This is a genomic window from Acidiluteibacter ferrifornacis, from assembly GCF_009909615.1.
Lineage (GTDB): Bacteria > Bacteroidota > Bacteroidia > Flavobacteriales_E > Vicingaceae > Acidiluteibacter > Acidiluteibacter ferrifornacis.
This window is the reverse complement of the sequence record NZ_WWNE01000012.1, coordinates 184091-208295: the sequence shown is the minus strand read 5'-3', so window position 1 is coordinate 208295 and position 24205 is coordinate 184091. Positions and strand designations below refer to the sequence as shown.

Annotated in this window: 19 protein-coding genes; 6 read left to right on the top strand and 13 right to left on the bottom strand. The window is 36.7% G+C overall.

The genetic code is table 11. The features are described 5' to 3' along the window. The first annotated feature begins 96 nt into the window (after nucleotides 1–96). A complete protein-coding gene (locus GQN54_RS13025; RefSeq protein WP_160633995.1) occupies nucleotides 97–1044 on the top strand; it encodes a threonine ammonia-lyase in 948 nt (315 codons plus the stop codon). Nucleotides 1045–1217: 173 nt separating this feature from the next. Here GQN54_RS13025 and GQN54_RS13020 read toward each other — a convergent pair whose 3' ends face one another. The 9 genes from GQN54_RS13020 to pyrR form a co-directional block, all read right to left on the bottom strand. Then, nucleotides 1218–2234, bottom strand: a complete 1017-nt coding sequence (locus GQN54_RS13020; protein WP_160633994.1) for a PorP/SprF family type IX secretion system membrane protein — start codon at nucleotides 2232–2234, stop codon at nucleotides 1218–1220. A gap of 6 nt (nucleotides 2235–2240) precedes the next feature. After that, nucleotides 2241–3788, bottom strand: a complete 1548-nt coding sequence (locus GQN54_RS13015) for a tetratricopeptide repeat protein (protein ID WP_160633993.1) — start codon at nucleotides 3786–3788, stop codon at nucleotides 2241–2243. A gap of 2 nt (nucleotides 3789–3790) precedes the next feature. Further along, the gene (locus GQN54_RS13010; RefSeq protein ID WP_160633992.1) at nucleotides 3791–9868 is read right to left on the bottom strand and encodes a PKD domain-containing protein; all 6078 of its coding nucleotides are present in this window, start codon (nucleotides 9866–9868) and stop codon (nucleotides 3791–3793) included. Nucleotides 9869–10182: 314 nt separating this feature from the next. Continuing rightward, nucleotides 10183–10458 (bottom strand): hypothetical protein, encoded by a 276-nt coding sequence (locus tag GQN54_RS13005; RefSeq protein ID WP_160633991.1) that lies wholly within the window; start codon nucleotides 10456–10458, stop codon nucleotides 10183–10185. Between the two features lie 249 nt (nucleotides 10459–10707). Then, nucleotides 10708–11325, bottom strand: a complete 618-nt coding sequence (locus tag GQN54_RS13000) for a 2OG-Fe(II) oxygenase (RefSeq protein ID WP_160634128.1) — start codon at nucleotides 11323–11325, stop codon at nucleotides 10708–10710. A 132-nt stretch (nucleotides 11326–11457) separates the two neighbouring features. Then, complete coding sequence (locus tag GQN54_RS12995; RefSeq protein WP_160633990.1) at nucleotides 11458–12390, bottom strand: ribonuclease Z; 933 nt, start codon at nucleotides 12388–12390, stop codon at nucleotides 11458–11460. 3 nt (nucleotides 12391–12393) lie between these two features. Continuing rightward, on the bottom strand, nucleotides 12394–12768 hold the full coding sequence (locus GQN54_RS12990; protein WP_160633989.1) for an STAS domain-containing protein: 375 nt from the start codon (nucleotides 12766–12768) through the stop codon (nucleotides 12394–12396). 45 nt (nucleotides 12769–12813) lie between these two features. Continuing rightward, entirely contained in the window at nucleotides 12814–13761 is a 948-nt protein-coding gene (locus tag GQN54_RS12985; protein ID WP_160633988.1) for an aspartate carbamoyltransferase catalytic subunit, read from the bottom strand. 1 nt (nucleotide 13762) lies between these two features. Then, nucleotides 13763–14308: a bifunctional pyr operon transcriptional regulator/uracil phosphoribosyltransferase PyrR gene (gene pyrR / locus GQN54_RS12980; RefSeq protein ID WP_160633987.1), complete on the bottom strand. Its 546-nt coding sequence runs from the start codon at nucleotides 14306–14308 to the stop codon at nucleotides 13763–13765. Nucleotides 14309–14411: 103 nt separating this feature from the next. On the opposite strand from pyrR, the gene GQN54_RS12975 reads away from it, so the two are divergent. Continuing rightward, complete coding sequence (locus tag GQN54_RS12975; protein WP_160633986.1) at nucleotides 14412–14921, top strand: ferritin; 510 nt, start codon at nucleotides 14412–14414, stop codon at nucleotides 14919–14921. Nucleotides 14922–15179: 258 nt separating this feature from the next. Here the strand turns inward: GQN54_RS12975 and GQN54_RS12970 are convergent, their stop codons facing one another. The 4 genes from GQN54_RS12970 to GQN54_RS12955 all read right to left on the bottom strand — a co-directional run bounded on the left by GQN54_RS12970 (nucleotide 15180) and on the right by GQN54_RS12955 (nucleotide 20355). Further along, nucleotides 15180–16040, bottom strand: coding sequence for a mechanosensitive ion channel family protein (locus tag GQN54_RS12970; protein ID WP_160633985.1), 861 nt, complete (start codon nucleotides 16038–16040; stop codon nucleotides 15180–15182). Nucleotides 16041–16198: 158 nt separating this feature from the next. Beyond that, nucleotides 16199–17284: an RluA family pseudouridine synthase gene (locus GQN54_RS12965; protein WP_160633984.1), complete on the bottom strand. Its 1086-nt coding sequence runs from the start codon at nucleotides 17282–17284 to the stop codon at nucleotides 16199–16201. A 2-nt stretch (nucleotides 17285–17286) separates the two neighbouring features. Continuing rightward, nucleotides 17287–19530, bottom strand: a complete 2244-nt coding sequence (locus GQN54_RS12960; RefSeq protein ID WP_160633983.1) for a T9SS type A sorting domain-containing protein — start codon at nucleotides 19528–19530, stop codon at nucleotides 17287–17289. Nucleotides 19531–19533: 3 nt separating this feature from the next. Next, nucleotides 19534–20355, bottom strand: a complete 822-nt coding sequence (locus GQN54_RS12955; RefSeq protein WP_160633982.1) for a PASTA domain-containing protein — start codon at nucleotides 20353–20355, stop codon at nucleotides 19534–19536. Between the two features lie 165 nt (nucleotides 20356–20520). Between GQN54_RS12955 and GQN54_RS12950 the strand changes: the two genes are divergently transcribed. From GQN54_RS12950 to GQN54_RS12935, 4 genes are all read left to right on the top strand, one after another. Next, nucleotides 20521–21513: a D-alanine--D-alanine ligase gene (locus tag GQN54_RS12950; RefSeq protein ID WP_160633981.1), complete on the top strand. Its 993-nt coding sequence runs from the start codon at nucleotides 20521–20523 to the stop codon at nucleotides 21511–21513. Between the two features lie 90 nt (nucleotides 21514–21603). Continuing rightward, the gene (locus GQN54_RS12945) at nucleotides 21604–22893 is read left to right on the top strand and encodes a glycosyltransferase family 4 protein (protein WP_160633980.1); all 1290 of its coding nucleotides are present in this window, start codon (nucleotides 21604–21606) and stop codon (nucleotides 22891–22893) included. A gap of 189 nt (nucleotides 22894–23082) precedes the next feature. Continuing rightward, nucleotides 23083–23556, top strand: coding sequence for a YehS family protein (locus GQN54_RS12940; protein ID WP_160633979.1), 474 nt, complete (start codon nucleotides 23083–23085; stop codon nucleotides 23554–23556). A gap of 7 nt (nucleotides 23557–23563) precedes the next feature. Then, nucleotides 23564–23944, top strand: coding sequence for a 3-oxoacyl-ACP synthase (locus tag GQN54_RS12935; protein WP_160633978.1), 381 nt, complete (start codon nucleotides 23564–23566; stop codon nucleotides 23942–23944). Nucleotides 23945–24205: the final 261 nt, after the last annotated feature.

The following is a 24205-nucleotide window of genomic DNA, read 5'->3' as shown; positions in this document are numbered from 1 at the left end:
TCCAATGAGTTATTTAATTTGAGAAACCAATGTCAATGTAAATTTGTATCACAAATAACTTATTTTTAGATTTTTATTTTACGCAACAACCAACACATGTCTACTACACACCAAACAGCGATTGAGTCTGCTCACAAAAGGATAAAACCTTTTATTCATCAAACACCCTTATTTAGTTCAGAAAGTATCAATCAACTTGCTGGCGCTACATTACTTTTTAAGTGTGAGAATTTTCAAAAGATAGGCGCATTTAAGATGCGAGGAGCTGCCAATGCAATTCTTCAACTGAAAGGTAATTTATCAATCAAAGGAATTACGACCCACTCTAGTGGAAACCATGCGCAGGCCGTGGCATTGGCTGCTCAAAAAGCGGGTTTTCAGGCTAAAATTGTGATGCCTAGCAATGCTCCAAATGTGAAAATAGCAGCAGTAAAAGGATACGGCGCTGAAATAGAGCTATGCGAACCTACCTTGCAAGCACGAGAAGATGGTGTAGAGAAAATTATTAGTGAGTTTGGCTTTGCTTTTGTGCATCCTTACGACAATTGGGAAGTTATTTATGGACAAGCTACTTGTGTAAAAGAAATATATGAAGCGGAAACAAACATCGATTACCTTTTAGCTCCTATTGGTGGCGGGGGATTAATGGCGGGAAGTATTTTAAGCACTTTGGTTTATTCATCAACTACTAAAATTATAGGGTGTGAGCCCACAGGAGCAGATGATGCATTTCAATCTTGGAAAAGTGGTAAACATCTACTTCAAACAAACCCTAATACAATTGCTGATGGCTTATTAACCTCAGTTGGTTTGATAAATTTTCCTATTATCATGGATAATGTATCTAAGATTTTTACCGTAACTGATGAACAAATAATTAGTGCTATGAAAATAACTTATGAAAGATTAAAAATTGTCATCGAACCTTCTAGCGCGGTACCACTAGCAGTTGTATTGGCTAATAAAGCTTTCTTTAAAGGAAAAAAGCTTGCTTTAATTTTAACTGGTGGCAATGTAGATCTTCGTCAACTTCCATTTCAATAAATCATCGTTCTTAATGTGTAAAATTTTCCTTCCATAGATTAGCATTCTTTCTAACACATTATCTAGTTACTTTTAGCACCTAAAAAATATCTTTAGACAATTATAAAATAGTTTCAAAAGTAAATTGTGTATACGTAGAACTCCTCTTCAAAAGTAGGTTTGAAAGGAAAACATTAAAACTTTGCGCAAGGAACGATAAACTTTCTATTTCTACGTTTTTTTCTTCTACTCGCTACTTCATATACAACAGAAATTTCATGTGAGCCCGCTGTATTAGATATTAATCGAGAGATGGTGATATCGTAACTGTAGCCAATACTAATATTATAATCAGGAATACTGTATCCCACTAGGGCAATAACAGCATCATTGTTGGCATATGTTGGTTCGTAGTGTTTAATTATTGGTAATCCCCTATACCATAATCCAAAAACGAGCGGACTATTATTATAATAAAAACCCAAATCTACCTGATCAAATTTTCCCTGAGATTTGTATTGAAATGCAACAGTAACATTTTGAGCAGTTGCTCTATTCACAATCTTATCTTTAATCGCAAACACATATCCTCCATGCAAAGAAAACTTTCTTGGTAGTTCACTAATGTTATCATTTCCTGACAATAAAGTCTGGTTAGGTTCATTTAAGTGGTTATAAGACATTCCCAACCAATACTGTGGAGAATACAACAGTACCCCTGCTGAGATATCGGGGTAATTATTATTTTGATCCGCAAAGGCATCATTATCTCTTGTCACTGGAGATCCATTTTCCAATTGATCATTGAATACCAGTTTAGAATAATCTATACTTCTAAAAGCATATCCAAACTTTACTCCTCCCATTACAAACAATTCGCGTTTTATCTCAAAACGATAGGAATAGCTCAATGCAATTAAATTAGTTGTTAACCCGAAAGATCCGGATTCTTCTCTATTAGCAATAAATCCAAAACCAGAATTTATATCTGCTGCATTATAGTCGTAAGAAAAGTGATAAGCTTTAAATCCACCAGGAATAGATGGCCATTGCAATCGATAATTTGCTGCCAATCGGTGTTCTACAGTAGTACCAGTAAAGGCAGGATTGACATACAAAGGAGATGCATAAAACTGCGAAAACTGCATATCTTGAGCATTAGCAAAGACTGCTATGAATATAAAAAATATGTAAAGTAGTAGTCTTTTCATACCCAATTAGTTTTTCATAAGTTGAAATTCAATGGTTGGTCGATTCAATAATTCATCAATCGAAAAGGACACTTTTTTTATCAATTCCTCATAACCCATGGCTTCGATTACAATTTCATATTCCACATTGGGGTCCACAATAAAAATGAACCGTCCATCTCTTGTTCGTGGAGTATATGCTCCAACTATTTCATTCGTACTCAAATCATAAATAGTAACAGATGCCCCATCTTTATTACCGATTAATGTTGGAATTTGAGCTTTAACAACTGATTGTCTCAATGATTTTTCAAGGTAGTTAATTCTATAGATATCTTGCCCACCGAAACCTCCCGTTTTCGCAGATGAATAATACCCATGGTGCTCATTTGCCCCAATAACGAAATAGATATCATCAGTAGTCGTATTAATGGGGAATCCTAAATTCTCCACTGCCCCCCATTGATTATCTGAAGTTAATTTAGACTTAAAGATGTCATACCCTCCCATGGACTGATGACCTTTTGAACTAAAGTAAAGTGTTTTTCCGTCAGGATGAATGAAGGGAGCATCGTCATCAAATGGCGTGTTAATTTTATCCCCTAGATTCATTGCTTCACTCCATTCGCCATTAGGCAACTTGACCACTCGATACAAATCAAAACCTCCATAACCTCCTTCCCTATTGCTAGAAAAATAAAAGGTTCGGTCATCTATACTAATACTTGCACTGGGCTCAATGCTGAATTCTCCATTTATTTTATCACTCATTTTCAAGGGAGTGCTCCAAAAACCATTAATCTGTTGGCTTTCATATAAATCGCCACCTATTAAGTTGGTATTGGTTTTAAACAAAAACATCCGATTACCATCAGGACTTAATCCCACACAAGCATCGTGCTTCTCTGTATTGATGTTTCCTTTTATAGGTGCCGCTTTTGTCCATTGTTCGTCAATTGACAAACTCATATATACCTCCTCATAATACTGGCCTGTTACGTCTTTTAACTGGTGCTCTTCATTAGGTCGTCTGCTTGTGAAATAAAGATATTCCTCATTGGCGGTAATTAATGGCACATAATCAGGATACTCACTATTAATTTGCTCTCCTACATTTTTAATTGTTACCTCTTGTGGGTTTTTAAATTGAATTCTTGCAAATTCGATCTGATCTAAAATCCGTTGAATTTCCTTTTGATCAATTTCAGATGATTGAATACTCTTCAACATTAATTCCGCCTCATCAATATAGGATTGATAATGTAAAATATGTGCTAGATAGTATTTTGCTGATTCCACCGTATTTATTGACCTTTTTAAATATGGCTTAGCCTTTTCGAAGTCATGAAGTTCATAAAAAGAGAGACCTAATTTATAATTGATCCAAGGGTTGGCTTGATCCTTTTTATACAATTCCTCAAACAGTTCTGCAGCAGTTTTATAATCCCCATAAGCGATATAGGAATCAGCCTCTTCGTAGGCAATTTTATCCTTTTTACTATATCCATCAGTTTGTCCAATCGAAATTAGATTCCAACCAATCAATACCATTAAAAGTAGTAATCGTTTTTCCATAGTTACCTCAATAATAGCAAATCTCCAGTTTTGACAACTGTTTCTCCATCTGCAAAAGTCGCTTTCACTTTCCATACATAGGTATCCTGCTTGCAAAGTTCACCTTTGTAATAACCATCCCATCCAATTTCCTGATCTTTAGAAACAAACAACAACTCGCCCCATTTATTAAAAATATTCAATTCATAAGTTTCTGCACCTACAATTAATGCATAAAATACATCATTTAACTCTCCAAACCCCGGATTGCGTTTTACTTGACCAGTACCTGGACCTGATGGATTTGGAGTAAATGCATTCGGAACTCTAATACTTCCTTGCAATTCTGCTATTACTGTTCTGCCTAAATCAAAAGTATCATTACAACCAAATGAAGTTTCTGCAATCAGAAATATTGGAAAAGTTCCTTCTTTGGTATAGTAGTGAGTGGGGTTTCTTTCAGTTGAAGTGTTGCCATCTCCAAAATCCCATAAGTAACTATCAGCATTGATTGAATAATTAATTGTAACTAATGGGTCGTTTGGGATGAATATCTTTTCATCAGGTCCTTTGTTGATCGTAAAGTTAGCATTCGCACGTCTATAGACTTCCACATAATTATTCTTTACTTCAATGTCTTCTCCTCCGTCTCCAATTGCTCTCAAGGATACATTAAATATTCCAGGTTGCCTGTAAGTATAGGTCGGATTTTTCTGACTGGAGCTACTCCCATCTCCAAAATCCCAAATGTACTGATTGGCATAGATTGATTGATTCTGAAAGGTTACCGCTAATGGCTCACATCCTGTAATACTATCATTAAACTCCGCAACAGGAACAGGAGCGATAATGGTAATTTCTCTAAAAACACTGTCCGAACAAAATGGTGTACTTGCTTTTAGCCAAATTTTATATTTTCCCCAATAATTATACACGTGACTACCTGGCGATCGAACGGTAGAAAAAGTGGTATCTCCAAAACTCCAATTATAATTCCATGGTCCCGCATTCGTATTGTTGATCAAATTCACAGTAGAGTTTGGAAATAATTGTGTTATAGGATTGGCTACAAAATCAGGAATTGGTGTTGCTCTTACTGTTATTGGATTAACTACGGTATCCTTACAGTTGTATACTGAATTAGCAATTAATTGTACATTAAAAACCGTATCCCTACTTGAAGTATTTACGAAGGTATGATTTGCAATCAGGCCCTGTGAGGTAGCTCCATCATCAAAATCCCACTGATAACTAATTGCTCCAAATGACTGAGATCTGAAGGTAACTGGAAATGGAGAGCAACCTATGGTATCAAAAGAATAATCCGCTATAACCTGTGGATTTACGGTAAAAATTTGATCCAAAGTGTCTGCACACCCAAAATTAGTATAGACTCTTAATTCAGTTGGGTAAGAAATAGGTACTAGTGATGTCTGGTTAAAATAAGTATGATTTGTATTGATATTACAGTTATTTAGACTATTCCCATCACCGTATACCCAACTACAAGAGTCATTGCTAGTAGATTGGTTGGTAAATTGAACTTCTAATGGCTGACATCCTCCAGTAGTTGATGCCACAAAATCGGCTATGGGTTTTGGATGCACCAAAATATCATAATCCAATGAATCAATGCACTGCTGAGGGGATCGCACAATTAGCTTCGCATTGTAGATTGTATCTATTTGACCGTAATTGATATAAATATGATTGGGATTAGAAGAGTTAGAAATAACTCCGTCACCAAACAACCATTGAAAACTTGCGCCTCCAACAGAACTATTATTAAAAGTAGCTTTCAATGGGCTACAGCCTACTGTATCTACAGTAAAGTCTGCAATTACTTGTGGGTTCACTGTCACAGTTCTTCTCAGGGTATCTTTACAACCCTTATCAGAAAATACATAAAGATTGGTTGCATAGGTAATCGGCGCTGATGAAGTCGTATTGGAGAAGGTGTGTGAACTACTCACAAAACAAGTGTCATTAAAAGTACCATCACCCCAAACCCAACTGCAAGAGTCAGCAATAGATGATGTATTTGTATAATTTACTTCTAGTGGATGACAACCAATAGTTTTATCGATGGAATAATCTGCAATTGGTTTAGGATGCACTCGGATAGGAACTATCATAGAGTCCGTGCATCCCTGAGGGGATCTAACTACAAGTTTAGCTTCAAAAATGGTATCAATCAATCCAGTATTTACATAAGTATGATTGGGGTTCACAGCAATGCTTGAAGTACCATCTCCAAAATCCCAATTATAACCTGCAGCACCAGAAGAACTATTATTAAAGCGAACCACATGAGGGCTGCATCCAATTGTATCCACAGAAAAGTCAGCAATAATGTCAGGATTTACAGTAATTGTTTTTCTTATAGTATCCTTACAACCCTGATTGGTAAACACATACAAATTTGCAGCGTAAATCAGTGGTAATGAAGAGGTAGTATTCGTGTAGTTATGGGATTTTGTAATAAAACAAGTGTCATCAAAAGTACCATCACCCCATGACCATCTGCAAGAATCTGCAATTAAGGATGTATTTGTAAAGTTTACTTCAAATGGATGACATCCAAGATTATTACCTAGAGTATAGTCTGCTATTGGTTTAGGGTGAACTCTAATAGGAATGGTTACAGAGTCAAGACAAGCTTGTGGTGACCCAACTAATAGTTTTGCATAAAAAATCGTATCAGTTAAGCCTGAATTAATATAAGTATGACTTGGATTCACCGCACTGCTTGAAGTCCCATCACCAAATTCCCAATGGTAATTAGCTGCTCCCGTTGAGCTATTTGAAAACCTTACGGGAAAAGGGCTACACCCTACAGTATCTGCAGTGAAAGCAGCAATAACATCAGGGTTTACTGTGATTGTTTTTCTCAAAGTATCTTTACATCCATTATCTGTAAAGACGTATAAATTCGTATAATAATTAATGGGTAACGAAGAGGTTGTGTTATTAAAAGTATGTGAATTGGCAGAAAAACAATTACTATTGAAAGTACCATCTCCCCAATCCCAACGACAAGAATCTGCAATCAAGGAATTGTTAGAATAATTAACTATCAGTGGATGACATCCCACCGATTGGTCAATTGTGTAATCTGCTACTGGCTTTGGATATATTAGAATATTATTCACTTGTGAATCTACACACATTTGAGGAGAAGTCGCTATCAATTTTACTTGATAAATGGTGTCTTTTAACAACGGATTAACAAAAAGATGATTAGGGGCATTTAAAGTGGAGCTTCCTCCATCCCCGAAACTCCATTGATATCCAGATGCACCTATAGATTGATTAGTGAATGAAACAGGAAAAGGAGTACATCCTGCTGTATCCGATAAAAACTGTGCTTCCACTTTAGGATAAACTTCAATTTGTGTGGTAGCGGTGTCTTTGCAACCTTGATTAGTGCTAGTGATTAATCTTACCGTTCTATTTACAATAGTTGCAGTAGTATTTGTGAATATTTTTGTAAAAATTGCATCTGAAGTATCACTAGAGGTACCATCTCCAAAACTCCAATTGTAGAAATTTGCACCGGTACTAGAATTAGTAAATTCAATAGGCAATGGCTGGCAACCTCGAATAGTATCTGTTGTAAAAATTGAAGTTGGGTTTGGATAAACTAATACATCACCATAAGAGGTATCGCTGCATCCAAAACTATTTGTTGCGATCAAGCGAATATTAAAAGTCTGATTATTGGTTGTATTATTAACATACAAATGAGTAGGATTAGCTCCCACTGAAGTATTACCATCACCAAAATCCCATTGATAACTAACCGCCCCAACTACAACAGGAAACTGTACTCTCAAAGGGCTACATCCTGAATCAGGCAATGTGGTGAAATTAAAAATTGGCTCAGGATTGACTGTTATCACTTTGGTTGTCGTATCCCTACATCCATTTTTAGATAGAACCACTAGTTGAACATTATAGTTACTAATAAACAGTGTCTTATTGTCGAATACATGAGTGGGATTAGTATCTGTTGAGAGCGCTGTTCCATCTCCAAAATTCCAGATATAACTCAAGCTATCCCCTACTGTTAAATTCGTAAAATTGACTGTAATTGGACCACAATCTACAACAGCATCTGAGGTAAAGTCAGGAGAGGGTACTGGAAAAACATCAATGGTATCGGATATGGTGTCTGAACATCCAAATGTTGTGGAAGCAATTAGGGTAACTATAAAAGAAGTATCCCCGGATGATGTATTCACATATTCATGCACTGGGCTTCGATTCGTATCAATCGGACTACCGTCTCCAAAATTCCATTTAAACTTAGTGGCATTCGGTGATGAGGTATTTGAAAAAGCCACTCCAAGCTTCGAACATCCACCATCGGGGGACAGCGTAAAGCCTGCAGTCGGTAGACTTTCGACTATAATAGGAATTGTATCTCTAGCAGTACAATTAGCTGTAGATACTTGTAATACTATATTGTACGTCCCTCCTGTTGTAAAAACTGTAGTAGGGTTTTTTAAAGTTGATGTTGACCCATTATCAAAATCCCAGAACCATGATGTAACCGGATCACCAGGGGCAGTAGTGGATTGATCCATAAAACTTGCAACAGAATTTACACATACAGAAGCAGGCAAAAAGGCAGGAACAGGAGTTTGATAGATATTAACTGTTTTTGTTACTGAATCGGGACATCCTGAATTATTTTCAGTGTATAATTTGACCGTATATGCACCAGGTGAAGTATAATTCTGCGCGGGAGGGTTCTGACCAACAAAAGTATTCCCATTTCCAAAAGTCCATCGCCAAAAGACAGCACCTGTGGTAGTATTAGTAAAGTTAACAATCATACTATCACACTGATTGTTATTACTTAAGGTAAAATCTGTAGTAGGGCTTGGGTTAACATAAAGATCAACAAAAGCAGTATCTCTACAACCATTTGCACCGTTTACACCGACAATCAATCCAATTCTATAATCACCTGGATTATTAAAAGTTCTTGTCTTATTGTTGCCATTTAAGTTTTGCCATCCACTTCCTTGATCGAAATTCCAACGATAAGTATTACCGCCTCCAAAAGAGCCATTCATAAAAGTAACTGATTCTCCTGCACAAATAGTATCCTTGTTGGATGTGATTACAGATGTTGGTGCACTTGTTATAGTTACACTAATTGTTGTCGCATCTGTACCACAATAACTACTATCTATAAGTGTCACGGAATAAGTACCAACACCTGGGTACTCTATGGGTGGTGGATTGATAATCGGAGGATTCCATGGACGCCAATTGATAATAGAGTCGTATCCCTTCCCCCAATAATCTCCAAAATTCCAAAACTCATAACGCTGTGAGTTATTCCCTTCTGGATAACAGTTACGGATAGTAGAATTTGTAAACTGAAATGTATTATCAGGAAAACATTGAAGAGTTGCAGATGGGGTAATACGCGCTTCATCCAAATCCCAAACTTTTAGTGGAAAGAAACTAGCTGTAGATGTTCCACAAAAATTAGTTGCTTCCAATGTTACCTCCAAATCACAGCTTTGAACACCGATTCCGGGGAGATAAGTATGGTTAATGGTATCTCCTAGGTTTCCAGCACCAAAATTTAGAACAGGACTACCATCACCAAAATCCCATGTAAATGAAGTTGTACTTGATATTTGGGTAGAACTATTAATAAATCGAAATTGGACTGGAGTACATCCAAAATTGTCGTCACCTGCAGGTAACTGAATCGAAGCCAAAGGGTTCCTCTCTAAAACAACTAAGCCGTTAATCGTACAACCAGTTCCTGTTTCTGTCAATGTAACATTAAAGGTATTCGTTGTATTCGGATAGGTGTGCTGAATGAATGCCGGAGGGGTAATATCCGTACCACTTCCTGAATTCCCATCTCCCCAATTAATGGTATAAGGCCCAATGGCATTATTAGTTTGAAGAATTAATGTATAAGATCCAGGTGTACAATTGACCCATTGAGGGTTATTATTGGTAAAAACTCCATTCCCGTCAAGTACTCTAAAGCACTGACCGTAGGACGATATACCTACTAATAGTAAGGAAACGAACAGTAGAAGTATTTTTTTGCAGGGGTTTAGCATGGGTGGTTTTACGCAAAGGAAGTAAAAAAGGTTAACATTTTTTACCAAAAAAAAACAAAATGGAGAGAGCTATTTCTGAGAATTAACAGAACTTCCTATTTATCAAATCATAAAGAATAACACAGCAATCTTCTAACGCAAAAAAGGCAAGAATCAAATGACTCTTGCCTAGTATTAACAACACTTAAAAACAATTAATCTTTATTTATCCCAAGCCTTCTTATTCTAGAAATAATACCTGATAAACAAATGCTATTAACACTTACTAGACAAGACGCTCCTTCCCAAATATTAAGCAATTAAAATGCAATGTATTATCGAACTAAGGGTGGCTTTCCAAATATTCTAGCTAACTCCTCAGAAAGAGAATCAAAATCATCCATTTGATCGGGACGACAAAGTGCCCTAATCTCGAAAAAATGCTGAAAATGAGCTCGCTCTATCTCACTTTGAATCTCACACATTTTTGCGATTAATTCCTCAGATTTAGTTTCCTGATTGGCTGATTTTAATTGTAAATACAATTCCCGCTTTAAATCATTTATTGCTCTATCGTGCTGTTGAATCTCATTTTGGTGTACGTCAATCAATTACTCATAGGCTTTAACCTGATTATCATCAAAATGGAGTTTTTCAATAATCACCATTTTCGGATTAGGCTGCCTTCTCATAGGCCCTTCATTCCTATTAATTTTAGGAACTTGAAGTAAAAAAAATACTAGTATCAAATTGCAACAAAGCAGAGCGATACTAACCATGAGGTAAAACTTTTTCTTAATCATAATAAAGTAGATTATTAGAAACTGGAAGCACTTCACTAATGTCTGTTTGAATAAACTTTAAAGGAAAGTAGTTCCTTTGTATTGGTCTAACATCCAGCCAGTAATGCTATATCTACTCTTATTAGCTAGTGCTACTTCATGCTCTAAAATTTCACTCCTAAACACTACCAATCGACCCAATAAGGGATTGACTACGACCGTTCTTTCTGTACCATTCTCTTGAAGGTATAACAAAAGTTCGCCGCCATCACCCTCTTTCCAATCAGGATTTAAATAGAACACAAAGCTTAGTTTTCTATGATCTGACAACTTTAATAAATCCAAATGCCGCTTGTAAAAAGTTCCTGAAGGATAGTGCGCAAAATGACATTCAAAATCTTTTAAACTTAAAAATAGAGTGCGATTAAAAAACCGCATCATTGATTCAACCTGATCCATATATACTTGAGACGCCGGAGATAGGTTATTATTATCCAACCATTTGATTTCATCTCCTCTAATGCTTTTATCTATCTGGTGCATCCCAAGTGTCCCAATTCCAGCCTTTTTAAAATTTCCGTCCTCTTTATTTTCTCTCAAAACGGCCAAACAATCCATCGCCTCTTCATCCGACAAAAAGTTATCAATGATAGCATAAGAATTTATTGCAAGGCTGTCCGCTATTGCGTCTAACATTCCCAATTCTGTTTCATTAGAATTGTCGTCGTGAACAAGTTCGAAATTAAATCGTGTTTTCAAGTTATATCAATAATTGTTTTTGAATCCTATGCAAAATTAGCTTTTAATAGTGCTAACAATAGTCGTCTATTATTTCTTTGATTTGCTATCTCCAGCTAAAAACGTTTTTCCTTCTATAGCGAGTTGAGTGTTCTTAAAAACTGTTTTCGTTTCCTTTAAGACTGAATTTAAATCGTTGTATCGGTTGGAAAAATGACCAATGATCAATTGTTTTACACCTGCTTTTTGAGCAATGGTTCCCGCTTGAACAGTTGTAGAATGAAATGTTTTCTTTGCCCTAGATTTCTCTTGCTCCAAAAATGTGGCTTCATGATACAACAAGTCCACTCCTTTAATTTCAGGCAGCATTCCTTCATTGTATGCCGTATCTGCACAATAAGCATAAGAATAAGAAGGGTACGGCGAATCTGTTAAAACCTCATTGGAAATCACTTCTCCTTCTTCTGTCGTAAAATCAGCACCATCCTTTAGTTTGCTTCTAAAGTAATTAGGTACTTTATAAAATTCTACTCTTTTTCCATTGATACGTCTAGGTTTTACTCTTTCTTGAAATTTATAACCAAAACACTTAATTCGGTGTTTTACTTCAAAGCTCGTAACTACAATCTCCTGATCTTCATAAATTGCATCTTTCCTATTCTCCACCCCATGAAAAATGATTTTATAGCTTAAGCCTGGGCCCCCTATGTATTTAAATTGGACTTCTACTACTTCTTTGAGCTCTTTAGGACCATAAATGTGGATAGGAGTTTTTCTACCCAAAAGATGCATGGTTGAAAGCAACCCTACTAATCCAAAAAAGTGATCTCCGTGTAAATGTGAGATGAAAATATGATCAATCTGTTGAAACCTAACTTTATATTTCCTGAGTTGGAGTTGGGTACCCTCTCCACAATCGATTAAGAATTGAGATCGCTCTGTAGTAACTAGTTGGGCGGTTTGATTTCTGCTTAATGTAGGAGCTGCGGCACTACTTCCAAGAATGAGAACTGATAATGCCATGAATTAGAAAATGTCATCTAATCCTTTCTCTAATTCTTCCATGAAGATATAGTCCATGGCTTCATTATAGGAGGGTACAATATTTAAAATCCCATCCAACTGCGAAATTTTAATTAACTTATCTACAGAAGGTTGCAAACTACAAACCACTAATATTCCTCTATTTTCTTTCGCTACCCGGTTGGCCACTAAAATGGCACTTAATCCCGAAGAATCGCAATATTGAACATTAGATAAATCTAAAATAAAGTTGGAATAGCCTTCTTCATTCAAAACAATAATGTCTGCTTTTACAGAAGGTGCAATTATAGCAGTAAGTTTCTCTGTTGAGAACTTAAATGCAGCGAACTTCTCTTCCTTTATTATTTCGTATTCCATAATTATAATGCTGATGCAAACAAATATATATAAAATAATGGCGTATCAAAATTCTCTACCGCTTAAAAGGTATAAAACCGCCATTCTTACGGCCACGCCATTTTCTACTTGATTAAGTATAATGGAATGCTCAGAATCGGCCACTTCCGAAGTTATCTCTACTCCCCTATTGATTGGTCCCGGGTGCATTATAGTAATTTTATGATCAAGTCGATTCAATCTTTCCGCTGTAAGTCCATACATATTAGCATATTCACGCAGTGATGGAAAGAGTTTAACTTGATTTCCTTCTGATACATTGGTTTGTCGCTCCAATTGAATTCTCAGCATCATCGCTACATCGCACCAAGCGATAGCCCTATCTAGATTGTATTCCACTTCCACACCAAGAGAAGATATATACTTTGGAATCAATGTAGGAGGACCACAAACTTTCACTTTTGCCCCTAATTTCTGTAGACAGTATATATTTGACAATGCCACTCTAGAATGAGCAATATCTCCTACGATAACAATTTTTTTTCCTGAAAGGTCACCATACTTTTCACGAATAGAAAAGGCATCCAAAAGCCCTTGAGTAGGATGTTCATGAGTACCATCACCTGCATTCACTATACTTGCGTTTATGTTTTTAGACAAAAACACAGCTGCTCCAGGATTGGGGTGTCGCATAACTACAACATCCACTTTCATTGCCAAAATATTATTGACGGTATCTATCAGTGTTTCTCCTTTTGAAACAGATGAACCACTCGCTGAAAAATTAACCACATCGGCCGACAATCTTTTTTCTGCCAACTCAAATGAAAGTTTGGTTCGGGTGGAGTTTTCAAAAAATAAATTGGCTATCGTAGTATCTCGTAATGAGGGAACTTTTTTAATTGGTCGATTGATGATTTCTTTAAAATTATCAGCCGTATTGAAAATTAATTCAATGTCCTTTCTTGTTAAGTTCTTTATTCCTAATAAGTGGCGGGTTGATAATTTTTCCATTCTACTGTTCTGGGGTATATAATATGATTTGATCTTTGCCGTCTGCTTCTTTCCACTCTACTCTCACTCTTTCTTCAGAAATTGAATCCACTTGGGTTCCGATATAATTTGCTTCTACTGGAAGGTGTCGACTATACCTTCGATCTACTAGCACCATCAACTCGACATCAGCTGGTCTTCCGTAGGCTAACATAGCATCTAATCCCGATCGAATGGTTCGTCCTGTATACAAAACATCGTCGATCAATATCACCCGTTTGTTTTCTATGGTAAAATCTATGCTAGTTGCATTAGGAATCAATGGATTGGCTCTTCTTCTGAAGTCATCCCTAAAAAAGGTAACATCTAATCGACCGAGAAGTACTTTTCTTTTTAATATAGACTCCAATTCTTTATGAATTCTATCTGCCATAAAAACACCCCTTGGCTGCAAGCCCAAAATGACGGAGTTAGAAAAATCACCATGATTTTCAATCAGCTGATAACACAACCGTTTGATGGTTAGTTGAAGTTTTTTGTGATCTAATATAAGGCGTTCGTTAACCATGATGAGCGCAAAGATAAAAATCTAAACCGATGTTCGCTCTATTCTAAGGTCAAATATTTGAAAGAAACTCTTAATTTTATGAATTCAAAAATCTTAATAAAATATGTTATCAGAAAAGGTAGAACAAGCATTAAATAAACAAGTTAGAATAGAGGCAGAATCTTCTCAAGTATATTTAGCAATGGCCTCTTGGGCAGAAGTTAAAGGTTTAGAAGGAGTTGCAGCTTTTATGTACATGCATTCAGATGAAGAGCGTATGCACATGCTTAAATTGGTAAAATACATTAATGAAAGAGGCGGTCATGCGACTATCTCTGACTTAGTTGCACCTAAAACGGCTTATGGTTCTCCAAAAGAAATGTTTGAATTATTATTTAAACACGAAGTTATGGTTTCCCAAAGCATTAATGATTTGGTAGAAATTTCATTGAATGAGAAGGATTTTTCAACACATAACTTTTTGCAATGGTATGTTGCTGAACAAATTGAAGAAGAAGCCTTGGCTCGTACTATCTTAGACAAAATTAACCTTATTGGAGACGATAAGGGTGGATTGTATTTGTTCGACAGAGATGTAAAAACCCTAACCGTTACTCCTGCTGCAACGGCTTAATACTTTTTGATACATTCTTATTTAGAATGATTTTAAATAAGTAATTTTATCCCGTCAAAAGATGGGAAAAAAGAAACAAATAAAAGCATATAAAAAGGAACTCAAGAAATTAGACTTGAAAACCAAATGCTGTGACAAATATAAAAAAGGTAAGGCATGCGGACGATGTCCATACATGTATTTACTAAGCAAAGAATTAATCGAAAAATAAAAAAGCATCCTTTTTAGGATGCTTTTTTGCTGGAGTTCTATTCTACTTTATTTCTCTATAGAGTTTTCTTTTTTACTAGATATAAAGTTAAATACTTCACGAATGGTTTTTCTTCTGATTTTCTTCACTAAATCCATATCCGACAGTTTTAGCGTATATTGAAATTTCAATTCCAAGTAGTCCATTTTCATCTCCACTACTTTAAGGTTATATGAACGAGGATCAATATATTCACTAAAACTTTCAATAGAAGAAATAATCTCTTTCTCCAACTGTTCAATATTATCAATATACTTCAAAGCAATTTGAAAGTCAACATTCATCAATCGTACATCTCGTCGTGTATAATTGATAATTTCATTGTAATGAACCTTAGAGTTTGGTAATATAACCACATCATCGTCGTCGTTCAATATTTTAACTTTCAACATACTTATTTCAATAACCTTACCTTTTTGATTGTCAATCTTTACATAATCATTGATCTCAAAAGTGTTGGAAAAACTCAAGTAAATTCCACTCAAGAAGTCCACAATGTATTCTTTGGTTAAAATGGCGAAAGCCGCAGCGACAATGGTTAAAGAAGTAATTAATTCTATCGGCTTCACTCCTAACAAACTCATAAACAACACTAACAAACCCACACCTAACATAAAGTTAGCAATATTCTCTATCCCAAAGTGTACGTTATTCTTCTTGTTATGTGCGATTTTATGACTTCTATTGTAAAAGTATTTCGCTGCATTGGACAATAAGTAAATCAGTATATAGAATATGAAAAAAGCCAAAATTGCTTTCATCTGATCGAATTTGTTGATAAATGCCGATGCATCAGAGTCAAAAAACTTCAGGTATATAATTACGAATAGTAAAACCACATAGGTTGTTAATTTCCATTTATTCTCCATAAGAATAGATTTACTAAATCTTTTATTTAAAAACAGTATGACATTTAGAGACTACTATTTCGTCCACTCTAAAACAGAACAAAATTAGGCTTTTGAACATATATTACCGATTGTTTTTTTCTATTCTTCCAATCGATTTAAGCTAAAAAAGATTGGTGTTATTCCAATTCTTTACCACTAGTATCTTCTTCCTCCTCGTTTAAACTACGGTTGACAATGTAGTTTTTCCACCTGGCAATCACTTGAGTCATATCATCAGGTAACTCAGAATTAAACTCCATCCATTCGCCCGTTTTGGGATGCGTAAATCCCAACGTTTTAGCATGTAATGCTTGTCGAGGTAAAATTTCAAAACAGTTATTAATAAACTGTTTGTATTTGGTAAAAGTCGTACCTTTTAAAATGCGATCTCCACCATATTCTGGATCGTTAAATAGTGGGTGTCCGATGAACCTAGAATGAGCTCTAATCTGATGGGTTCGTCCGGTTTCCAATTTATACTCCACTAGGGTTACGTAACCAAATCGCTCTAAAACTCTAAAATTGGTTATTGCCGCTTTTCCAAATTCTCCATCTGGAAAAATGTCCATCAGTTTGCGATTTTTTAAGCTCCTGCCTATATGTCCTTCAATTCGACCACTATCCTCCTTCATATCTCCCCAAACCAAAGCCTGATAGGTTCTGCTAGAAGTACGATCGTAAAACTGTTTACTCAAATGGGTTAATGCTTGTTCTGTCTTAGCAATTACCATGATACCCGTAGTATTCTTATCTAATCGATGAACTAACCCAGGACGTCCTTCATTACCATCCGCTTCAGGTAAATTATTAATGTGGTAGATCAATGCATTGACTAAAGTTCCGCTGTAGTTTCCATAACCCGGATGAACCACCATATTGGATGCCTTATTTAGCACCAACAAGGTATCGTCTTCATAAAGTATATCTAAAGGAATATTTTCAGGTATTAGTTCAATCACTCGAGGCGGATAAGGTAAAACGATGGATATTTCATCCAATGGTTTCACTTTATAATTGCTCTTCACAGCTACTCCATTTACCACAACATTTCCTGCATTGGCGGCATCTTGGATTTTATTTCTTGAAGTATTGGGCAATCGATCATTTAAAAATTTATCGATCCGCAATACCGTTTGACCTTTGTCGGCTATGTACTTATAATGTTCAAATAGTTCATCACTATCTTGTTCCAACTCTTCGTTATACTCTTCCTCTTCTATCATCTCTAATGTGAAACTATAATTCGTTTAGTGGTAGATTGCCCTTCTTGATCCATTAATCGCAAAAGGTAAACGCCATTATTTTGATCGCTTAAATCGATTTCGTGTTGTTGAATAAACTGATTTTGAAGTATCAATCTCCCCTGAATATCGTATACTTGGTAATTCATTAATGATGAATTCCCTTCGCTCATTCTCAACGATAATCCACCAGATGTTGGATTAGGATAAACCATTACATCTAAAGCTTTTAATTCATTTTCTTCAACAGTCACTTGATTCTTATTAATCCTAAAGTACGGACGAAGCATCATGGTTCCAGGCTGAATAGCTCCACTTGGTGTAGAAAAAGTAACTCCACCATCTAATGAATAAAACATGGAATTTTTTCGGTCATTACTGAAATCATATCCTACATTCAATGATCGGAAGGTATTCTGTTCTATCCCGATATAAAAGTCACCTACTTCAACAATCACGCTATCATCAAGGTGGTAGGTTCTGAAACCATTCTTATCGAAATAAGAAACGACATCCTTCATGGGCTTCTTGTAAATCAAGCCATTTTGGTTTAGATCAGACCATACACACAAATTAAAGGTGCTACCTTCCAAGTCAACTCCTTGCTGCAAAAAGTAAATACTAACCGCTGTTAAGGTGTCTTGAATAAAAGAGGTAAACCGTTGGGCAACTACTCCCCTTTTTCCGAAAGTAGTATCTGTAATATTTACACCATACCCTGCTTCCGCCGAACCATCATCATAAGCTAAATAATGATCGAATCGTTGTTCATGAAACAAAGTATCATTCTCTGGGAAAAAATCTTGTCCGCCAGAATTACTAAACTGTGCCACGAAAGTAGTTAGAAAAGTATGCGCTGTATCCATGTCAGTAATGGGATACTCAAAATTTAAAGGCCCATTTTTCAGTGGATAATTTCTTCTCTGTGTTCCTAAGCCTGGTAAAGTCGTTGTGGTAGATGTATTCGATGGAAAAGGAAATTGTGGATAATAGGTTCCCGACGGATCGCTCACAAAATACCTAAAGTAAACGGTCTTTGTATTGGTAGTATTGTTCCCAAAAAAATTGGATATGGTATCTCTTACAGTTGCCCCTGCAATAGCTGCGTACTGCCAATAAGGAATCGATGAATAATCCTTCAGCATGCTGGGGTAATTCGACAATATGGCCACATCGTCAAAAACGATATCAAACCTAGAACGTTGTTTATTGAGGTAAATGTAATCGATGTTCCAATTATCGTAAGCTCCGGACAAATTCCCCTTGTTTTTAAACCTGAATTGAAACCCCTTCTCTAGAAAAGCACTATCCACCAATAAAATTTCTTTCTCGAATGGTATTCTTCCACTCCCTCTAGCTCCCCAAACCGTTTTCCATTTTTTCTGACTGACATCATAAAAATCCAAGACTAAAGAATCGTTAGGTTCTGGCGCATCTCTGCCTAAACCTTGAGGCTGATATTGAAAACTTAAAAAAACAGAGTCTGCAAGTGTCAATCCCGACAAATCAATTGGTGCAGAAGTCAACACATCCGCAACTCCATAAGTGTTAGTAGAAGAAATGTCGTAAGCTCTACCAAAGCGATCTAACCCATCAAAAGTGGCCACCCCATAAGATGGTGGATGAAAGGCAAACCCATCGTTGATCAATACAAAATCATTCTGCCAAAGGTATTCCTTCCCATCCGAAGGAACAATATACCGAATCACAGAATCTTGTTCGTAGGTAAACGCTGAAGCAATCGTATCAACTGGCTTTCCAACGGTATCATAAATGTTATAAGCTGGATACACCTGTCTGATTACAGATTCATTGGGATAAACCGAATAATCATTGAATGTGACTGCAATTTGCGGATTTGGTGTGGTATCTATAGCACTGCTATCCGCATTAAATCGATAAGTATTGGTTCTCAATTCTGAATATCTGGCACCAGTATCAGAAACCACATTTCCTAAATACAAATAGTAAAAAACAGTATCTTGGAGTCCTGCATCCCCTTCTTTAGCATTCAGCTTGCGCATTTTATCCCTCGAAAAATCATCTTTAAAAGGTAGACTTAAAGTATCAAACAAGTAGATAAAAGACTTGTATTGTTCTACTTTATCTTGACTTTTAGCCGTTTGACGATAAAACAGACTTGGATTAGAAGAAGGTACTGTTAAGTAATCTTGGGCAAAAGCACCAAAAGACGACATTAGAAAAATCGCTAAAAATAATTTCTTCATTCTTTAGGGTTGAATCGTTACGGTAGTATCAACGGCATAATCAACCACCTTATTTTTATCCATCGTTAAAAAGATACTGACCAAACTCCCTGAGTTAATGGATTTGTTGGGCGCATAAGCAGGAATTTGTCGGTAAATAATGGCGTTTGCAGAGTCTTCAGCAGTCACCACCGTTTCGTCAAACTCTTCTGCACCAACTGTTAACAAGCTCGTCTTCAACAACACTTTCGCCATTTCTGCATTCATTTCGTACAAGTATGGAATAGGGACTAATTCATCACCCAATCCCTTACCTACCACTAAATCGATAACAGCCCCTTTGTGAATAGGATTTCCAGGAATTATATCTTGTCCGTTTTGCTGTTGTTTCAGCACACAGTTGGAGCAAGGATCCGCTTCATAGGTCACTTCGCCCAGTTTCAAACCATAAGCAGCTAAGGTCGCTTCTGCTTGACGCATTGAGCGATCTATCAAGTTAGGAATGGTAGTTTGAGGCGGTTGAGTGGCGGTTACAGTCAAATAAACTTTTCTACCCTTTTTCACCAACCTTCCTTCAGCAGGATCTTGCTCTATTACCGTTCCCGGAGATTTTCCTTTTATGTATATGGAATCAACAATTACATAGTTTAGTTGACTTCTTTTAAACACATCGTCCAATTGTTCCAATTCATAGTTTTCAAAATTGGGAACTTCTATACTCTCACCATGTAAGGTATAGCTAGTTAAATAATTAGACACAGCAAAAAAAGCAGCTACTACTACCACAATTGCTATCAGCAAGTTAATGGCGAATATTTTCGAGAATACAAAACGAAAAAAGGTCATGAATTTTTCCTTTAAAGTCAGCAAAGATATTAAATTTAAAGCAGGTCGATGTAGCTAATACCATCAAATCTATAAACGAACAAGATGTTAATAAAACTCGAATAATTGCGCTCAACCACTGCGCTATAATTTTAATTTAGCAATTGGATATAACACGAATTTAAAATGAGCTCAAAACGCACCATTGCCATCATTGCAGGAGGAGATTCTTCCGAAATTGTCATCTCTTTAAAAACTGCAGAAGTAGTATTTTCTCACTTAGATAAATCGCTGTACGACTGCTATATGCTCAAAGTCATTGGCAAAGAATGGACTGCAGAAATTGAAGGTAAAACCTATCGTGTTGATAAAAATGACTTCAGCATCCTTACACCGGATGTCCGAATACAATTTGATTGTGCCTTTATCGCCATTCATGGAACCCCTGGAGAAGATGGAAAACTACAAGGTTATTTTGATTTGTTAAAAATTCCATACACCACGCCTAGCCTTTTAAACTCTGCTGTAACATTTAGCAAATGGTATTGCACCACCTTGCTGAAGCAATTAGGCATACGTTGCGCCAACTCCATGTTGTTGAGACAAGGAATGAACTACGATGAATCAGCGATTGGGAAAAAATTGGGTTTTCCCTGTTTTGTAAAACCCAACAATGCGGGAAGTAGTTTTGGTATTAGCAAAGTAAAAGAGCAGGCTGCCCTAGCCCCTGCCATTCAGAAAGCATTTGGGGAGGACCATGAGGTATTGATTGAAAGCGCTATGGTAGGAAGAGAAGTGACCTGCGGAGTACTCAATTATAAAGGAAAAGTAATCGCTTTGCCTATAACGGAAATCGTTTCTCAAAATGAGTTTTTTGACTTTGAGGCCAAATACAAAGGAGCTTCTCAAGAAATTACTCCCGCTCAAATAGATGCCGCCATTGCTGCTGAAATACAACAAACTGTAATTGAAATTTATCACCAGTTTAACATGACGGGCATTATCCGAGTAGACTTTATTTTAGAAGAAGCAGGTCCTTCTGTAATAGAAATCAACACGGTTCCAGGATTAACTGAAGGAAGCTTAATTCCTCAACAAGCAATAGCAGCAGGAATCTCGCTCACCGAATTGTTTGGAAACTCGATCGAACAAGCCATTTTAAATGCTTCAAACAACTAATGCATCAAAGGAAAGTCAATTTTTCACCACCGATTGCCTGAGCTATTTCAATGAGTTCAGCTATCTTTACACTGATTCAATGCCTCAGTTATGAAAAAAGTTCTCATCATTTCCTACTATTGGCCCCCAAGCGGAGGTGCAGGAGTGCAACGATGGTTGAAACTTTCCAAATACCTCGCTCTGCAAGGAATTGAAGTGCACATTCTAACAGTGGATGAAAAAGTGGCAAGTTACATGCAGTTGGATGAAAGTCTTAAACATGACATTCACCCTAGCATTCAAATACATAAAACCACCTCTTTCGAACCCATTAACTACTACTCTCAACTAGTGGGTAAAAAAAATGTGCCTACGGCCGGATTCTCAAATGTCAATAATGAAAGTAAGGTGCAACAACTGGTGAATGCCATTCGCAGCAACTTTTTTATTCCTGATCCAAGAGTGGGATGGAAAAAATATGCCGTTGGTAAAGGAAAGGAGATCATTCAGCAATACGGTATCCAAACGGTGATAACAACCAGTCCGCCCCACTCCACTCAACTAATTGGAAGAGACCTTAAAAAAGCATTCCCCAAACTGAAATGGATCGTAGACTTTAGAGACCCTTGGACCGACATTTATTATTATTCATTGTTGGGACATACCCAATGGTCTAGGCGAATAGACTTGAAATTAGAAAAAGAAGTAATCGAACAATCCGATCAAATCATCACCGTAAGTCAAGGGTTTAAGGATTTATTTTTACCCAAGTCAACGAAAGTGAATGGCGATAAATTTTGCATCATTCCCAATGGATTTGACCCTGAAGATTTAGTACCCCGACAAGAGCAACCTAACGAAACATTTACCATTTGCTACACCGGAACCATGTCTGATCAATACGAGCCCGAATCGTTTTTGGAAGGATTGAGAAAAGTAATCGACCAAACCCCCAACCAACCGATTCAGCTGCAAATTGTAGGGTCGATGTCGGCAAATATAGAACAATACATCAAAAAGTTACAATTGCCATTGGCCTATATTCCTAGCGTACCACATTCTGAAATTGTGCATTACCAAAAAAATGCCGATTTGTTGTTGTTATTAATACCGAACATTAATAAAGGAGATGGCATCGTGCCAGGTAAGTTATTCGAATACTTGGCGAGCCAAAACCCAATCGCAGCTTTAGCTTCATTGAGTGGAGATGTGGCCAAAACCATCGCTAATTGTCAAGCTGGAAAAACATTTGACCGCAGCAGTAGCAGTGAAATTGCTGCCTTTATTGAAGAACAATTGACCCATTTTAAAAATGGAACCCAGACCCCAACTCATCCTGAAAAAATCAAACAATATTCTAGAGCTCATCAAGCTGCGCAAGTGGCAGCGTTGATTCAGTAACCTTAGGAATTTCTCATCCCCTATATACTAGAGGTGATTCTTCGAGTCAATTCGAAAACGCAAAAAAAAGTTGGCTTCTAGCGGAAACTAACAGATCAGTCTGCCACATCATTTCACATCTATAGTGGTAGGCCGCCTTTCATAAATTCGTAGTTTTGCGCTTGGAAAGTATAATCTATTTTTAGCACTATGAACAACAATGACATTTTACGCAGAACGCGTTACACTTTTGATTTAAGCGACGACCAAATGATTCAAATCTTTGCACTTGCCGATCATGAAACTACTCGAGCAGAAGTGAGTAACTGGCTAAAAAAAGATGACCACCCAGAACAGCAACAACTATACGATAAAGAGCTGACAATCTTTTTAAATGGATTTATCAACCTCAAAAGAGGTAAAAAAGAAGGCCCACAGCCTAAACCTGAAAAGAGCTTGAACAACAACATTGTTTTGCGAAAATTCAAGATTGCCCTCAATTTAAAGGACGAAGACATTTTACATATTCTGGACTTGGCCAATTTTAGATTTGGTAAATCCGAATTGAGTGCACTTTTTAGAAAACCCGACCATCAACACTTTAGAAGATGTAAAGACCAGGTGCTGCGGAACTTCATCTACGGCATGCAACTCAAGTACAGACCAGGACCAGACGAAGCTTAATGACTTTATGAGCCTAAGTATTAAACAGCAATTGATTGCCCAATTGGACCGCATTCTTTCGGCAAAGTTGGAAGCATTAGCGGCCTCTATTACTTCTACGCAAGAATCTAGGGATAGCGATACCAAAAGCAGCGCAGGTGATAAATTTGAGACTTCTAGAGAGATGGCGCAAATAGAGCTCAACAACCTAGAAAATCAAGCCGAGAAAACAGCTCGAATGCTGAACGAATTGAAACAAATTAAAACAACCTCCACCGCAACCATTGGATACGGCAGCATAGTGAACACCAACCATGGCACTTATTTTCTTTCCATACCTTACGGGAAATTACAATTGGACGGAACTACCTATTATGTAATCTCCATGGCTTCACCCATTGGACAGTAACTAAACGGCAAAACTACCGAAGACACCTTTGTGTTCAATGGCCAAAATTACAGAGTGACGCAGGTAATTTAACCTACGCAACAATGTTTCAACACATTATTTTTCAACAGACTGCGGATTATTGAAAAAAATCAGTTATTTTCGGGATTCCAAAAAAAACGACTATAAAACTGAAAATGAACCCATCCCCTTTTTTTATTTCTTTTAGAGCGTAAATAAAGGTGTGTGGGCTAAACCATACAATGGGTTTTGCTGATAAGC